The sequence below is a fragment of the Synechococcus elongatus PCC 11801 genome (assembly GCF_003846445.2).
GTDB lineage: Bacteria > Cyanobacteriota > Cyanobacteriia > Synechococcales > Synechococcaceae > Synechococcus > Synechococcus elongatus_A.
The window spans coordinates 1891091-1906340 of the sequence record NZ_CP030139.2; the positions used below are offsets into that span (position 1 = coordinate 1891091).

At 55.9% G+C, this 15250-nt stretch carries 17 protein-coding genes and 1 tRNA gene; 8 read left to right on the forward strand and 10 right to left on the reverse strand.

Features of this window, described 5'->3' with window-relative positions; genetic code table 11:
* Positions 1-99: 99 nt before the first annotated feature.
* Complete coding sequence (locus DOP62_RS09300; RefSeq protein ID WP_208675363.1) at positions 100-750, reverse strand: hypothetical protein; 651 nt, start codon at positions 748-750, stop codon at positions 100-102.
* 209 nt (positions 751-959) lie between these two features.
* Between DOP62_RS09300 and DOP62_RS09305 the strand changes: the two genes are divergently transcribed.
* The 3 genes from DOP62_RS09305 to DOP62_RS09315 all read left to right on the forward strand — a co-directional run bounded on the left by DOP62_RS09305 (position 960) and on the right by DOP62_RS09315 (position 3800).
* The gene (locus DOP62_RS09305) at positions 960-2279 is read left to right on the forward strand and encodes an aminopeptidase P N-terminal domain-containing protein (RefSeq protein ID WP_208675361.1); all 1320 of its coding nucleotides are present in this window, start codon (positions 960-962) and stop codon (positions 2277-2279) included.
* Positions 2276-3031, forward strand: coding sequence for a transporter substrate-binding domain-containing protein (locus tag DOP62_RS09310; RefSeq protein ID WP_370538778.1), 756 nt, complete (start codon positions 2276-2278; stop codon positions 3029-3031). Before DOP62_RS09305 ends, DOP62_RS09310 begins: the two co-directional genes overlap by 4 nt.
* Before the next feature lie 76 nt (positions 3032-3107).
* Positions 3108-3800, forward strand: a complete 693-nt coding sequence (locus tag DOP62_RS09315; protein WP_208675359.1) for a helix-turn-helix domain-containing protein — start codon at positions 3108-3110, stop codon at positions 3798-3800.
* Here DOP62_RS09315 and DOP62_RS09320 read toward each other — a convergent pair.
* The 4 genes from DOP62_RS09320 to DOP62_RS09335 form a co-directional block, all read right to left on the reverse strand.
* Positions 3797-4246, reverse strand: a complete 450-nt coding sequence (locus DOP62_RS09320) for a secondary thiamine-phosphate synthase enzyme YjbQ (RefSeq protein ID WP_370538905.1) — start codon at positions 4244-4246, stop codon at positions 3797-3799. The genes DOP62_RS09315 and DOP62_RS09320 overlap by 4 nt on opposite strands.
* 65 nt (positions 4247-4311) lie before the next feature.
* On the reverse strand, positions 4312-4758 hold the full coding sequence (locus DOP62_RS09325) for a single-stranded DNA-binding protein (RefSeq protein WP_208675357.1): 447 nt from the start codon (positions 4756-4758) through the stop codon (positions 4312-4314).
* 62 nt (positions 4759-4820) lie between these two features.
* Complete coding sequence (locus DOP62_RS09330; protein ID WP_208675355.1) at positions 4821-6044, reverse strand: ABC transporter permease; 1224 nt, start codon at positions 6042-6044, stop codon at positions 4821-4823.
* A 132-nt stretch (positions 6045-6176) separates the two neighbouring features.
* On the reverse strand, positions 6177-6389 hold the full coding sequence (locus DOP62_RS09335) for an RNA-binding S4 domain-containing protein (RefSeq protein WP_208675354.1): 213 nt from the start codon (positions 6387-6389) through the stop codon (positions 6177-6179).
* Positions 6390-6608: 219 nt separating this feature from the next.
* On the opposite strand from DOP62_RS09335, the gene DOP62_RS09340 reads away from it, so the two are divergent.
* Genes DOP62_RS09340 through DOP62_RS09350 form a run of 3 tightly spaced genes read left to right on the forward strand, consistent with a single transcriptional unit; the run spans position 6609 to position 9259 of the window.
* On the forward strand, positions 6609-8339 hold the full coding sequence (locus DOP62_RS09340; protein WP_208675353.1) for an ABC transporter ATP-binding protein: 1731 nt from the start codon (positions 6609-6611) through the stop codon (positions 8337-8339).
* Between the two features lie 8 nt (positions 8340-8347).
* Complete coding sequence (locus DOP62_RS09345) at positions 8348-8554, forward strand: hypothetical protein (RefSeq protein ID WP_208675352.1); 207 nt, start codon at positions 8348-8350, stop codon at positions 8552-8554.
* Between the two features lie 3 nt (positions 8555-8557).
* Positions 8558-9259, forward strand: coding sequence for an ATP-dependent Zn protease (locus tag DOP62_RS09350; RefSeq protein ID WP_208675351.1), 702 nt, complete (start codon positions 8558-8560; stop codon positions 9257-9259).
* Positions 9260-9340: 81 nt separating this feature from the next.
* Here DOP62_RS09350 and DOP62_RS09355 read toward each other — a convergent pair whose 3' ends face one another.
* Genes DOP62_RS09355 through DOP62_RS09365 form a run of 3 tightly spaced genes read right to left on the reverse strand, consistent with a single transcriptional unit; the run spans position 9341 to position 13118 of the window.
* Positions 9341-9508 carry a hypothetical protein gene (locus tag DOP62_RS09355; RefSeq protein ID WP_208675350.1) on the reverse strand — a complete coding sequence of 56 codons (168 nt, stop codon included), beginning with the start codon at positions 9506-9508 and terminating at the stop codon, positions 9341-9343.
* 5 nt (positions 9509-9513) lie between these two features.
* Positions 9514-11598: a glycogen debranching protein GlgX gene (gene glgX / locus DOP62_RS09360; protein WP_208675349.1), complete on the reverse strand. Its 2085-nt coding sequence runs from the start codon at positions 11596-11598 to the stop codon at positions 9514-9516.
* Positions 11599-11606: 8 nt separating this feature from the next.
* On the reverse strand, positions 11607-13118 hold the full coding sequence (locus DOP62_RS09365) for a site-2 protease family protein (RefSeq protein WP_208675348.1): 1512 nt from the start codon (positions 13116-13118) through the stop codon (positions 11607-11609).
* Between the two features lie 105 nt (positions 13119-13223).
* On the opposite strand from DOP62_RS09365, the gene DOP62_RS09370 reads away from it, so the two are divergent.
* Together DOP62_RS09370 and DOP62_RS09375 are read left to right on the forward strand one after the other, a co-directional pair.
* Complete coding sequence (locus tag DOP62_RS09370; protein WP_261789971.1) at positions 13224-13907, forward strand: MBL fold metallo-hydrolase; 684 nt, start codon at positions 13224-13226, stop codon at positions 13905-13907.
* A 220-nt stretch (positions 13908-14127) separates the two neighbouring features.
* A complete protein-coding gene (locus DOP62_RS09375; RefSeq protein ID WP_208675347.1) occupies positions 14128-14322 on the forward strand; it encodes a hypothetical protein in 195 nt (64 codons plus the stop codon).
* A gap of 33 nt (positions 14323-14355) precedes the next feature.
* On the opposite strand, the gene DOP62_RS09380 is transcribed toward DOP62_RS09375, so the two are convergent.
* Both DOP62_RS09380 and DOP62_RS09385 read right to left on the reverse strand, forming a co-directional pair.
* Positions 14356-14427, reverse strand: a tRNA-Asn gene (locus tag DOP62_RS09380).
* An 85-nt stretch (positions 14428-14512) separates the two neighbouring features.
* Complete coding sequence (locus DOP62_RS09385; RefSeq protein WP_208675346.1) at positions 14513-15247, reverse strand: dienelactone hydrolase family protein; 735 nt, start codon at positions 15245-15247, stop codon at positions 14513-14515.
* Positions 15248-15250: the final 3 nt, after the last annotated feature.

A 15250-nucleotide genomic window follows, 5' to 3' on the forward strand; every position in this document is an offset into this window, starting at 1 on the left:
CCTTTTCAGATTAGCGGCTCCGTTGAACCGGCCGCAGGTTTTCTGGGCTGCGATCGCCAATCGCAACCATTGGGGACAAAGGCTGCGAACTAGCTAGCACTATCGACTGTGCCGTGATCTCGCAGTCACTCGATGACTGAGCGTCTGCGGGTATGATTGCCCGCTTTTGCGACAGGGCCGTGAAGCGGCCGCCAAATAGTTGAGCGTTTCGGACTGCACCAAACGGTGCTGCAGTAGCCAATCTGCCAGCGATCGTGCTGGCATCCGACGAAGCTGCTGAATGGCAGTTTGCAGGTTTGCCACAGAAACAATGCCGGCAATGAATAGCCGCTCAGCAAGTATCCAGTCACTAGAACTGAGATGCTCAACGGCTTGCTGCAATGTCAGCGCTTGATCAGGAGATGCCATTTGGCGTAGCCCCCGCCACAGTAGCTGATCGCCATTCACCGCCTTGGGGGATGCGGAACCGTCAGGAAGTGAAGCAGGTGTCAGGGGATCTGCGATCAGTTCTGCATCGATGATCGCTTCAACTTGAAACCAGTACTGAAACAGCGGATCTTGGGTGCAGATGGTCTTGAGATCATGGCTGCAGGCTCTCAGGTATGGAAAAATGAGCTGCAACAAAGTCTTGAGAGTTTGGCGTGCCTGAGTAGGCCCTGCAAGCTCCAGTGATGCGGCGGTTGTGAGTGTTGCTTCGGTGTAGATCAAGGCTGGCTCATTGCTCAAGCTCCGTAGGTAGACCTGCAGCATGGTCACTATTCCTTCTTAAAATGAGCCGTGGGCTAACACCTCAGTTACGCTTGCCTCGGTGATTTGGATGCATCTTCTGATAGATGCCAACCACCCATCAGCGATTGCGTCCTCATTTCGGCGACCCTCCTCCGGATTCAGCAGACCCCACGGCTCAAAATCAGCTCTGATATGCTGGCGTCAACTCTTGCTGCACAACGCTCAGTCCTGTGGTTATTGCCCTCTCCGAATTCGTCCAACGCCGCGAACAGCTCCTCAGCAAACTGGGGTCGGGAGTCGCGGTGTTTCGCAGTGCCCCCCACGCTGTGATGCACAACGATGTGGAGTATCGGTACCGCCAAGACAGCGACTTCTACTACCTAACGGGCTTGGATGAACCGGAGTCGGTGGCGGTATTGGCACCCAACCACGAGCACAAATTTGTGTTGTTTGTGCGCCCACGTGATCCAGCTCAAGAAACCTGGGTGGGCTACCGACTGGGCGTCGAAGGCGCCAAGGAAAAGCTGGGGGCAGATGCAGTGTACTCGATCGCCGATCTGGATCAGGAACTGCCGAAGCTGCTCGAAACAGGCGATCGCCTCTACTACCATCTCGGTCTCGATCGCGCTTTTAACGAACGAATGCTGCAGTTCTATCAGCAGCAATTAGCGCTCTATCCGCGGCGGGGCTTTGGGCCGACCGCAATCGCTGATCCAGGCCCGTTGCTCCACAGTCTGCGCCAGGTCAAAAGTCCGGCGGAAATTGAGCAGTTGCGTAAAGCAATTGCGATCGCAGTAGAAGCCCACGATCGCGCTCGGGCGATCGCGGCTCCGGGTGTCTGGGAATACGAAGTGGAAGCAGCGATCGAAGGCTGTTTTCGGCAGCGTGGTGCTCAAGGGGTGGCCTATCCCTCGATTGTGGCGACGGGTGCGAATGCTTGCATCCTCCACTACATCGACAACAACCAACAGCTGCAAGATGGCGATTTACTGCTGATCGACGCGGGCTGCAGCACCGATTACTACAACTCCGATTTGACCCGGACCTTCCCCGTCAACGGCCGTTTTAGCGATGAGCAGCGGGCGCTCTACGCGATCGTGCTGGAAGCCCAGAAACGGGCGATCGCGGCAGTCCAAGCTGGTGCCCCCTACGGCAACTTCCACGAGGCTGCTGTCCGCACCTTGATCGATGGACTATTGGACTTGGGCCTTCTCCAAGGCGAACCGGCTGAACTGTACGAAACGGGTGCCTATCGACCCTTCTACATGCACCGCACTGGTCACTGGCTGGGCATGGATGTCCACGATGTCGGCACTTATCAGTACCGAGACAGTTGGACAACGCTGGCTCCGGGGCATGTCGTCACGGTGGAACCCGGGCTCTACATCTCGCCCACGATTACGGTGGCTGATGGTCAACCCGAGGTGCCAGAACGCTGGCGTGGCATTGGCATCCGCATTGAGGATGATGTTTTGGTTCAGGCAGATGGCCCCGAAGTGCTGAGCGCCGCTTTGGTTAAGGAAATCGCTGACTTGGAGCGTTCATCATGAGCCTTCGCCCTTTTGCCGCGGGACTCCTGACCTTGGGCCTAGGGCTGAGCTGGAGTCCCGCCGCCTTGGCGCAGACCCTGCGCGCCCTGACAACCGATAACTATCCGCCCTTTGAATTTCGCATCGAAGAGACGGCTGAACGACCGGGCGTCTACGGATTTGATATCGAGTTGGCTGAGACGATCGCTCGTAACCTCGGTTTGCAGATCCAGTTTAAGATTGGCGGCTTTGAGCAGTTGCTGCCCCGATTGATTACTGGACAAGGCGATCTGGCGATCGCGGCGATCTCGATCACGCCTGAGCGTGCCCAACAGGTTGATTTCTCTGAGCCTTACTTTGAAGCCCAAGACAGTCTAGTCAGCCTGCGATCGCTACCGACTGACCAAAGCCTCTCGGGTCTCAAGCTGGGCTATATCCAAGGCACTGTACAAGCCCAACAAGCCACGCAACTTAAAACTCGTTATTCCACTTTGCAACTTAAAAGTTACGCTGATGTCACAGCTTTGTTAAAAGCACTAACTGCTCGTGAAATTAACGTGGCATTAGTGGAATCTGTGGTTGCAAACATTTTTGCGCAGGATGATGCACAGCTGATTGTTCAAAAGCTCAAAGGGGCTAGTCTAGAACGCTATGCGATCGCTTTTCCCAAAGGTTCGCCCTATCGCGAGCAATTTAATCGTGAAATCCGTCGCTTACGTAACAGTGGCGAATTGACGTTGATGATAAGACGCTGGTTTGCTGCACAGCAATAAGTCTCTGCGGTTGCGGCTTTTCTAAAAATCGTTTTATTCTGCTTAGGTTGGAGAAAATTCCTTCTGAGACCCAGCAATGGCCCCCACTGAATTTGAAGTTGAAGCAGCACAACGGGCCCTGCGTCTTGCCCATCTGTTGCAACAGCTTCGTGCCGCTGCTTATCAGCAAGCAACGGAGATAACGGGCCTCTCGATCGGTAGTCTTTCCAAACGAAAACTTTCCCAACTCCTGGGTGTCTCACCAACGCTAATCAATAAGTATGAGAACGCCGAAATTGATCCTTGGGACATTCGTTGGAGTTTAATTCGGCAAATTGCTCACCTCTGCGGCCTTTCTTTAGATGATTTTGATAAAGCGTTAGTAGGTGAAGAGTCGGCCAGTGATGCGACTCAGCCCGCTGAACTGCTCGAAGAATTGCAGCTGCAGCTGCAGCGGCTGGCGACGGCACTCGAACATCAGCCCATGACCGCCAAGCCAACGTTGGCTCCCAATCAACCCATTCCCTGGTTTGGGCGCTATCTGCGAGCCTTGATTGCCGATGAGGTGGGCGAGTCTGGCAAGACGGAACAGGCGGTGCACCGTCTATTAGTTGCAGCCTTCCCTTCCTCCAATTCCGCGCTCACCGATCGCTTTCAGGCAGTGCTGCGAGGCGAGGCGGAACTGACGGCAGCGGAGATTGAGGAAATGGCGGCACCGATCGCTGCAGCCCTGTCTGTGGTAATTGCCACGCCAGTGACTGCCAGCCAACTGCACTCGCTCCTGCCCTAGTCCCCCGTGAGGTGAACAATCACTTGGCGGCTATGGGGGCGATTGCGGTGCTCCCACAGATAGATTGCCTGCCAAGTCCCCAAGCCGAGGCGACCCTCCACAATTGGGATTTGCTCAGAAGTGCGGGTTAGCACCGTGCGAATGTGGGCGGGCATGTCGTCGGGGCCTTCGGCGCTGTGCGCATAGGAACGAAAGCGGCGACTCCCCCCGAGAGATTCGTAGCCTGCTTCTGGGACTAGAGCCTCGAAGTAGCCGGTCAGATCATGGAGAACGTCTGGGTCAGCGTTTTCTTGAATGATCAGGCTAGCTGAAGTGTGGCGGACAAAGAGATGGCAGATCCCCGTCTGAATCTGAGACTCCCGTACGATGCGGGCGATCGCCCCCGTGATGTTGAGGAAGCCTTGGCCTTGGCTTTGAAGCTGGAAAATCTGCTGGTACTGTGCCATGCGGGTGAAAGCGAACAAGCGGTCCCTGCTGCAATTGATCAGACTCTGACTGGCAGGGCAATAATCTAGAACGGGATGTCATCGTAATCGACATCAGGCGCGGTAGTACTGGCCACGGTTGGACTTGCAGTCACAGGCGCAGGGGCCGCTGGGCCACGGCCATAGCGGGGCTCGGGTTCCTCTTGAGCCAAAATGCCGGTGGCGCTATCCAGACTGAGGTGATGGACGCGCGACACGGTTAATTCTGTGACTTTCTCGCGACTGCCGTCGGGCTTGAGCAGTGAGCTGATTTTCAAGCGGCCTTCTAGCACAACTTCATCATTCGTCCGGCAGCGATCTTGCAATTCCTGAGCCACTGATCCCCAGCCCACGACTTTCAGCCGTGACGGCGCATCCTTGCTACTCAGGCCAGGGAACTGCACCACCATCTCGGCAACGGGAGTCTGGTTGTCTTGGGTGTAACGCAGTTGCGGCGCTTCCACCACAGTGGCTTGCAAAATGCAGCTGTTCATTGTCAAAAGCCCGGCGATCGCTGTTGCTATTGTCTCGCCTTCTGCTGAGGAATGCCAACGCTCTAGGCGCTCCGTAGTGCCACGATCGGGTCGAGTCGGGCGGCTTGGCGAGCGGGAACCACGCCGAAGAACAGACCAATGCCACTGGAAAGGGTGACGGTAATCGCGATCGCTACGGGAGACACACTGGCTTTGAGCGGTGTCAGCAGTGCGATCGCAGTGACACCTGTAATTCCCAGACCAGTGCCAACCGCACCGCCCACCAAGGCCAAAATAATCGCCTCAATCACGAACTGGTGGAGGATGTCCTGCTGGGTTGCACCGATCGCTTTGCGCAGACCGATCTCCTGAGTTCGCTCTGAGACGGACACCAGCATGATGTTCATAATGCCGATGCCCCCGACCAGCAAGGAGATACCAGCGATCGCGGACAACATCAGGGTCAGACCATTGGTGACCGTGCCAACAATCGTCAGCACATCCTTCTGCGATCGCACCTCAAAATCGTCCTCACGGATGATTCGGTGGCGTTGACGCAGCAGGTTGGTGATCTGGAACTGGGCGGCATCGATGCTGTCGGCATCCTTGGCGGCGACTGAGATAAAGCTGACTTCCACACCGTAGGGCGAGGTCGTTCCCAGAATGCGGCTGGAGACGGTGGTTAAAGGCAGGAACACCGCATCATCTTGGTTGTTGCCCAAAAAGCTGCCCTTGGGTTCCATCACGCCAATGACCCGAAAGGAGACCCCTTTGATCCGAATGCTGGCTCCCAGCGGGTTTTGCACTCCAAACAGCTTGGTGGCGAGATCGCTGCCCAAAACTGCGACCTGTTCAGCACGGCTGAGATCGAGATCGGTGAAGAAGCGGCCGCGATCGATTGCAAAGCTCCGCACGGTCAGAAAGTTGGGCGTCACCCCCAAAATCTGGGTTGTACTGGTCTCGCCTTGATAGGTCACCAACTGGCGAGTGCTCACTTGGGGCGCGACTTCACCGGCTGTGGGGACTTGACTGGCGATCGCTTCTGCATCGGCCAAGACCAGCGTTTTGGGGACGTCTAAACCGCCGCGTCGCGTGTCTTGGTTGCCCGGGACGATGAACAGCACATTCGGCCCCAGCGACTCGAATTGCTCAGAGGCGAGCCGTTGTGCTCCTTGACCGACGCCCACCATCGTGATCACCGAGGCATTGCCGATGATGATGCCCAGCATGGTGAGGGCGCTGCGCAGCCGATTGGCACGTAGGGTTTGCACCGCCATGCTCAGGCTTTCAGACCAATCCACACTCATCGATGTTGTCCTTGGGCTGCAAACAGCAATTTGTTGTGCACTTCCTCGGTCTAGCGGCTGCCAGAGCCGATCGCCCTTTTATCCTAGGTTGCTATTTCTGCTGACGGCTGTGCCTGCGATCGCCCGCTAAACCTACTGGCCTTGCAGGGGCGGTACCAAAAAGACTCGACCGGCAAAATTGACGCGATCGCCCTCGCGCAGTTGGCGACCGCGTCGGGTTTCCACAGCGCCATTGACCTGCACTTGGCCGTCTTGGATGTAGAGTTTGGCCTCCCCTCCGGTTTGGGCAGCGCCCATCCACTTCAAAAATTGGTCGAGGCGAATTGTCGCGGTTTCCGTGCCCACAGACTTAATTTAAGTGCGATCGCTTCCATCCTAGGCTGTCGTCGCCTGCCCGTTGCGCGATAACAGGCAGGCGCGACTAAGGCGTAAAACTGGCTCGACGGCCAACCTATTTCTGCTTAACCTAGGGGCTCTCACCCCTTCTCAATCAGTGACGATGGCTGGAGTCCTGCCCAGCTCTCTGATAGGTTGAGACGTGACCCTGTGTTCTCCTGAGACTCCTTGCAGAAGCACGCCAGCTATCACCTGCTTTGGCCTTACCTGCGGCCCCAAGCCAAGACCATTGTTCAGGCGTTGCTCTGTACGCTGGTTTTCACTGCATTTTGGCCGATCTTGGCCTACCTCGCGGGGCAGATGGTCAACCTACTGGTGCAGGGCCAAGTCTGGCCCCTGGCACGGTTGGCAGGCATCACCATTGTTGGCTTCCTCATTCACAAGGTTGCGCAGTACGGCCAAGACTCGCTGATGGCCAAGGCAGCGCTCCAAATTGCCTACAACCTGCGGGTCAACACCTACCGCCACATTCAACGACTCAGTCTTAGCTACTTCGAAAAAGCCCAGACTGGTGACCTGACCTATCGCCTCACCGAAGACATCGATCGCGTCGGTGAAGTTGTTAATAAGGTCTTTCACGACGCTACCCCTTCGATCCTGCAGCTGATTGTCGTGCTCAGCTACATGATCTATCTGAACTGGACGCTGACCCTCGCCATCTTTGTGATCGCACCGATCATGGGCTTTTTGGTCGGCTGGTTTGGTCAGCAAATGCTGGTGTTTTCGCGCCGCAGTCAGTCGCGCATCTCTGACCTCTCATCGCTGCTGACGGAAGTCTTCAGTGGCATTCGCTTGGTACGGGCTTTTGCAGCGGAGCCCTACGAAATTGAGCGCTTTAGCGGTGCTGCTGAGCGAAATCGTGAGGCGCGCTATCGCACGGCTTGGCTGCGTGCTATTCAATATCCGGTCATTGGGTTTCTGCAGGCTGCCAGCATCCTCTTCATCGTCGTTCTCGGCAGTTGGCAGATTTCGACGGGACAACTAAATGGCCCCAATTTGGGCAGCTATGTGGCGGCGATCGCCATGTTGATTGACCCGATCGTCCACCTGATCGACAACTTCAACGAATTCAAGCAAGGTCAAGCGTCTCTCGATCGCATTGATGAGTTGCTGAGCATCGAGCCAGCGGTTCAAGAAGATCCGAATGCGCGGATGCTGCCGCCGATCACCGGCAAAGTTGAATTTCGGCAGGTCAGCTTCAGTTATCGCAGTGCTAATGGTCCCGTTTTGCGTAGTCTCAATCTGACTGTGGAAGCGGGCGAAGCTGTGGCTTTGGTTGGCGCTTCGGGTGCCGGTAAATCAACGCTGGTCAATTTGATTCCCCGCTTCTATGACCCGCAGGAAGGGGAAATCCTCGTGGATGGTATCCCCATTCGGAGTGTCACCCTCGGTAGTCTGCGTCGCCAGATTGGCATTGTTCCGCAAGAAACGATTCTGTTCTCCGGCACGATCGCCCAAAACATTGCTTTTGGTCAGCAGCATTTCGATCGCGACGCCGTGGAAGAAGCAGCACGGATCGCCAATGCTCACCAGTTCATCAGCCAAATGCCCGACGGCTACGACACGTGGGTAGGTGAGCGTGGCGTCAATCTCTCCGGTGGTCAGCGACAACGGTTGGCGATCGCGCGGGCTGTCTTGCTCAATCCCCGCATTCTGATTTTGGATGAGGCGACTTCAGCGCTAGATTCCGAGTCGGAAACGCTGGTCCAAGAAGCCCTCGAGCGGGTGATGAAAGACCGGACGGTGTTCATCATTGCCCACCGCTTAGCAACCGTACGCAATGCCAGCCGCATCTTGGTGATGGAACGCGGTCAGATTGTGGAAGCAGGCAACCACGACGCACTCTTGGCAGAAGCTGGGCGCTATGCGCGATACTACGCGCAGCAATTCCGTGCTTAAGTGCTGCTATGAAACGGACGCCCCAGACTGAGTTGCCGGACTGGGAGGCGATCGCGGATCTCGACGCGATCGTGGTGGATAAACGAGCCCGCAAGCGAGCGACAGCGGCCAAAGGACGGCGTCGCGATCGCCGCTATGGAAAACGCTTGCTGATGCATCAAATCGAGGCGATCGAGGGTGATGTAGACCCTGATGACGATCAATTTATTGAGTGATTTATGAGTGAACTGGGACTGAGTCTGACGGCGATCGCTATCTTTGCGACGACGCTGTTGGCGTTGGTGGGGCCGATGCTGGGGAGTTCTCCGCTGCTGCCAGCGGGACTGGGCTTTGGTCTGTTGGTGATGTTTAGCCTTGATTCTGTGACTTGGCAGGGACGAGGGGCAACACTCCTGATTGATGGCATTCAGCAGCGATCGCCGGAGTATCGTCAGCGGATTCTGCACCACGAAGCGGGTCACTACCTAGTGGCGACGGCGCTGGGCTTGCCGGTGACAGGCTATACGCTCTCGGCTTGGCAGGCCTTTCAGCAAGGGCAATCGGGTCGTGGGGGCGTGCAGTTCCAGTCTGCGGAGTTAGAAGCTGAAGCAGCCAAGGGGCAACTCAGTCAGCGATCGCTGGAGCAATGGTGCCAAGTCTTAATGGCGGGTGCTGCCGCCGAGCAACTGGTCTACGGCAATGTGGAAGGCGGGGCTGACGATCGCGCCCAGTGGCAGCAACTCTGGCGACAACTCGATCGCAATCCAGCGGAAGGTAATCTGCGCAGTCGTTGGGGTTTGCTCAAAGCCAAAACGCTGATTGAACAGCAGCGCCTTGCCTACGAGGCTTTAGTGGCGGCGATGGCGGCAAAAGCGAGTGTCGAAGACTGCAATCGGGCGATCGCTGCCGCTTGGATTGAGGAATCAGCGTTAGCTGCCTAACAAATGGCTAGTACGGCCCGTAGCGGCGTGTGATGAATGGTCTGAACCTGCTGGCCGGAATAGCTAATCACATCCAATGGCTCAATCGGCCATGGAATAACCCACAAACTGCTCCAACAGGTCATCCAAGGTCACAGGCAAACTCAGTTCATTGAGCATGTCTGCCAAGACGCAATTTGTGATGCGTTCGCTATCAACAAGCAGCCCATCACAGTCGAAAGTCACGCGCTGAAATGGCGAAGTCTGCATGGCTTTTAGGCGCGGGCCATCAACAGCAAGAGCGATCGCGCGGGGACAGTGTAGTCGCGACGCAAGCAGGGTTTGGCATCATCGGGGAGATGACAGGCTTCCAGATTAGGCAGCGAGGTATCGAGCAGGCGATACCAAACCCGACCACGGGGTGGACGCGGCAATTGGAAACGCAGATCTTCCCAGTAGGCATTGAAGGCCAAGTACAGCCATTCCTGTTCGCGGGGGTGGCAAAGACTAACTGCAAGACTGTGTGACCACAGGGCCCAATCGGGTTGTTTGAGTTTGACACCATGCCAAATCGCATAGGGGCGACGCGGATGCGGCTCGTTCTGCAGCAGCTCATTCTGCTGGAACATCACAAGCGATTGCGAAAGCTCAATCAAGCGACGGCTGAAAGCCAGAAAATCAGCATGGCGATCGCACAAGGACCAATCAAACCAACTGATCTCATTGTCTTGGCAATAAGCGTTGTTGTTGCCCTGCTGACTCCGTTTCACTTCGTCTCCCATGGTCAGCATCGGCGTTCCTTGGGCAAGGAAAAGAGTAGCCAAGAGGTTGCGTTGCTGGCGTTCTCGTAAGCTCAGAACAGTTGGATCAGTTGTCTCACCCTCATGACCGTAATTCCAGCTGTAATTGTCATTCGTCCCATCACGATTCTGCTCACCATTTGCCCAGTTATGCTTATGGCTATAGCTCACTAAGTCATGCAACGTAAAGCCATCATGACAGGTGACAAAGTTGATGGTGCGACCGGCATACCACTGGTCTTTACTGTAGATATCTGGGCTGCCCAGTAACCGCTGGCTCAGCGCATAAGAACAGCCTTGATCACCACGCCAAAAGCGACGCACATCATCCCGGAAGGGACCATTCCAGGTTCCAAAGCGATCGCCGATAAAGGTACCGACTTGATAGAGACCTGCAGCATCCCAAGCTTCGGCAATCAGTTTGGTGCCCGCTAAAACTGGGTCGGAATCGATCGCCCACAGTAGCGGCGGATCCGAGAGTGGATTGCCGTCTGCATCGCGGCTCAGCACCGATGCGAGGTCAAAACGGAAGCCATCGACATGCATTTCCGAGACCCAATAGCGCAGGCAATCGAGAATCAGCGCCCGCACGATCGAGTTATTGGCTTTTACGGTATTGCCGCAACCGGTGTAGTTGCGATAGCCCGCTTCTTCATCAAGGAGATAGTAGGTTGAGTTCGCCAGCCCTTTGAAGGACAGCGTTGGACCATCTTCATTGCCCTCGGCGGTGTGATTAAAAACCACATCGAGGATGACCTCAATCCCCGCCTTATGTAGCGCTTTGACGAGGTCACGGAACTCATCCACCGGCCCGAGCGGATCATGGCGAGAGCTGTAGGCCGCGTGAGGGGCAAAGAAGGCCATGGTGCTGTAGCCCCAGTAGTTCTCGCGCCCCAAAGGAGCATCTTGGCGATCGAACTGGTGGACAGGCAGCAACTCAACGGCTGTTACGCCTAGGGATTGCAAGTAGGGAATTTTTTCAATGAGCCCTGCATAGGTACCGCGTTTTTCGGGAGCGACGCCGGAATTGGGATGCTTGGTGAAGCCCCCCACATGCAGCTCGTAGATCACCGTGCGGGCATAGGGTGTACGTGGGTGGCGATCGCCTTCCCAGTCATAGTCAGTCGGATCGACAACGACACCGCGTAGGGCTTGAGCACAGTTGTTGCTGGGTTTAATTGCGGCTTCACGACTGTAGTGCTGCCAGCCCACCACGGCACGCGCGTAGGGATCGAGCAATACCTTATTGGGGTTAAAGCAGAGGCCGCGATCGGGTGCGTAGGGACCGAAGACGCGGTAAGCGTACACCTGACCCGATCGCAGGCCAGGAATAAAAACGTGCCAGTAAAACGAGGTGCGATTCAGATGGGGATCGAGTCGGACGGTTCGCTGGGGTTGGGCGGCTTCTGGGTCATCGAAGAGCAGCAGTTCAACGCCTGTGGCGTATTTGGAATAGAGCGAAAAGTTGACCCCTGTTGGATAAACGGTTGCTCCCAAGGGATAGCTTTGCCCGGGATCTACGGCAACGGTTGATGCACTGCGACGAGAGGAAACAGTCATGGCAGTCCTTAAAGTGCGGTCAGCCACTGCTGCAAGACCGGTGGCAAGGGCAGAACAATCAGGATGAGCATCAAGAGAGCAAAAAAGCCAATTCCGTCTCGGCGATCGTCCAGTTCACTGAGGTCATTGAGAGCTGGTTCATCAGCGACGGGCAGCAACAATAACAACAGTGCCCAGAGCAAGAGTTCCGATCGCACAAACGAAAGGGCGAGAACACAGAGGCGTGCTACCTGACCAATGACAGCCCCTTGGCGTTGACCAAACATCGCATGGACGATATGGCCGCCATCTAGCTGACCCACAGGGATGAGATTCAAGGCGGTGACAATCAAACCTAAGTAACCCGCGATCGCCACTGGATGCAGTTGCAGCGCTTGGCCCACATCGAGGCGATCGCCCAAGCTGAGATGGCTCACAATCCCCATCAAAATCGAGACACCAGGATCTAGAGCCGAAAAACTGAGCAGGCCCGATCGCTCAGGCATCGGCACCACCTGCGATTGTGTGAGCCCCCAAATCAACAGCGGCAGCGTGATCACCAATCCTGCGAGGGGGCCTGAGACACCGACATCAAACAGGGCTTTGCGATCGGGAATGGGGCTGCGGATACGAACAAACGCCCCAAACGTCCCGAGGAATGCAGGAACGGGAATAAAGTAGGGCAGGCTGGCTTGCAGGCGATGTTGACGGGCTGCCCAGAAGTGTCCAAACTCATGAACGCCAAGAATCGCCAGCAACGACAGTGCGTAAGGTAGACCACGCAGCAGTGCCGCTGGATTCTCTTCGAGCGACTGGGCAAGCTGAGGCTGGATTTCGGTGAGTTGGCCCGCGTAGCTGAGCACAAAGCCCACCACCGTCGTAGTTAGCAGGGTGAGCCCCAGCAACACAATGGCTAGACCTGGTTTTAGTGCGAGGCGGGGTTGCTGGCGGAGAGGATTGGGGATCAGGGCAAAGAAGGGCTTACCGGCGTTGTCTTCGCGCAGCATCAATAAAAAGCGATCGCCAAACTGTTGCTGCAGAGCAGTTCGCACCTGTTCGTAAACCAAAGCTGGGTCGCCACGCAAGTTCCCCCGACAAATCACCGCTTGATAGCGATACTCCAGTCGCTGCAAGTTGAAGCGATCGAAGGGAAAGCATTGCCGCACTAGCGCTTCTTCCTCGGCGGTCAGCGATCGGGTCGGTGCTGTGCTGGCGGCGGTGAGGGCTTCTGTCGTTGCTGCGATCGCAGTCGCCTCCTCTTGGCTGGGAGAGATTGCCCGACTCGGTGGTAGTCGTCCCCACTGCAAGAGTGTCCAATACAACAGAGAGCTGAGCAGCAATGGCAGTAGAAAAACCACAAATGGGAGCTGTCCTCCCTGCTGCCCGAGGAGCAGTCCCCAGCCAATCCAGACTAAGGCCGGCATCATCAACACGAGCCAGAGTAGCCAGACGGGTGTGCGACTTAACCGAGGGACGCTGCGTTGCAACATCCAATAGGAACCGACGGCCAAAAGGACTAACCAGAGAAGCAAAAAAAGCATTACGTCAGGGAACCCGCTCAATCCAATCTATCGGACGACTTTTGTCACGTTGGCCGGACGGTGATCAGCATGGCACGATCGCAATAGCCCACCCTGGAAATTGCTGTGCCTGAATCTGCTGTTCCTACTGTGATTGCTAAGCCACCGCAATTGGTTTTCGACGGCTTGTGGGCTTTTGCGCCCAATCGCGACACCTTGGGTGGAACAGCCTACTTCTTGAAGTTACCCCACGGAAACTGGCTGATTGATGCACCAGCTTGGCATGCAGAAACCCGTGCTTTTCTAGAGGAACAGGGCGGACTCCATGGGCTGTTTTTGACCCATCGCGGTGCTTTTGGCAAAGCGATCGCCATTCAGCAACACTTCAACTGCGACTTGGTCGTACAAGAGCAAGAGGCCTACCTATTGCCAGGTGCGCGCGTCACTACCTTTGAACGGGAACAGGCGATCGCACCGCAACTAACGGCGATTTGGACCTGTGGCCATACCCCTGGTTCGGCCTGTCTGTATTGGGAGGGACAGGGTGGTGTTCTCTTTACCGGTCGCCATCTGCTGCCAACCCGTGAAGGGGGTGTTGCCCCTCTACGCACTGCCAAAACCTTTCACTGGCCGCGCCAGCTCCGTAATACCCAACTGCTCTGCGATCGCTTCAGTCCTGAAACCCTGAACTGGATCTGTCCAGGGGCTAGTAGTGGCTTGATGCGCGGTCGCAAGGCGATCGCCTCTGCCTATGAGCGCCTGCAACAGCTCGACTGGTCAGGATTATCAGAGGCTCAACCACTTCTGTAGCAACTTCCTCACACTCTTTGACCTCAGAACCTGACATCATTTTTTAGATCAATACCTGAGTGTTTGAAATAGTCATTAACTGTTTTGTTATCTGTAGAAACCTAGAGAGAACTAAACCAAGTCGCAAACAGTTGAATTGTGTTGCGAGCAGTGAAGAAAGGCGGACGATTGCGATCGCAGCCGCTAATCTAGGCCATCCATCATTCCGAATATTGATCCTATGGATGAGCCCCCGATTTCCAATCACCCTTGGCACTGGCAAGATCTTGACTTGGGATCCTCCAGCGTGGCAGTCCGTTGTTTGGGCTTGGGCTGCCTTTCCCTGATCACCTGCTGTTGGTTATTCCAAATGCTGGGCAGCGTGACTGTGGGACCTGTTGCGATCGAATCAACTGTGATCAATCAGCAACGCTAGAAAACTGTCCGCAAAACTTGATCATTTTTGAAACTCCCCAGGCAGGATTCGAACCTGCGACCAATCGGTTAACAGCCGACCGCTCTACCACTGAGCTACTGAGGAACGTACCTGAATTAAATTAGCAGAGGTCTCACAACTCTGCAAGACCTCATCCCTTTCAACATAGCAACCTCTGCCTAGCAGCGTTCTACAGCGTGCTTCGGTAGAGTTCCAGCACTTTCTCCCAGGCATCGGCAGCGGCGGCCGGCACATAATCTGGCCGTTGATCACAGAAGAATCCATGTCCGGCCGCGTAGCGGAAGACGCGGTGACGATCGCTGGCAGTCGTGAGCGCTGCTTCGACTTGGTCGATTTCCTCTAGGGGAATCAGCGGATCAGTCGTGCCATAGAAGGCATAGACTGTACCTCCAATCTCTGCTGTCCGGCTCAAGGTTGCTGCTCCACCACCGGGGGTAAAGGTGGCGATCCCTGCGCCATAGAACGAAGCAGTTGCTTGCACTGCCGGCAGGGTTGCTGCCAGATAGACCACATGTCCCCCAAAGCAGAAGCCGATCGTGCCCACGCTTTCTGCATTCGTGTCGGGACGACTGCGCAGATAGGTAATCACGGCTTCAATGTCGCTCAGCAGTTGAGATGCAGTGGTCAGTTCCTTATGACGACTGCCAATCGCCATGTCTTCGACGGTGTAGTTCAGCTCAATACCCGGTGCAGTGCGCTGGTAAATGGCAGGGGCGATCGCCACAAAGCCTTGCCGAGCCAAGCGTTCAGCCACGGAACGAATATGACTATTGACGCCAAAGATTTCTTGAATCACCACAACTGCAGGGTAGTGGCCAGGCTCGCTGGGGGCAGCCACGTAGGCATCAATTTCGAGATCGGGTGCCGGCACCTTCACCCATTCAGTGGCGATCGCAATCGTCATGGT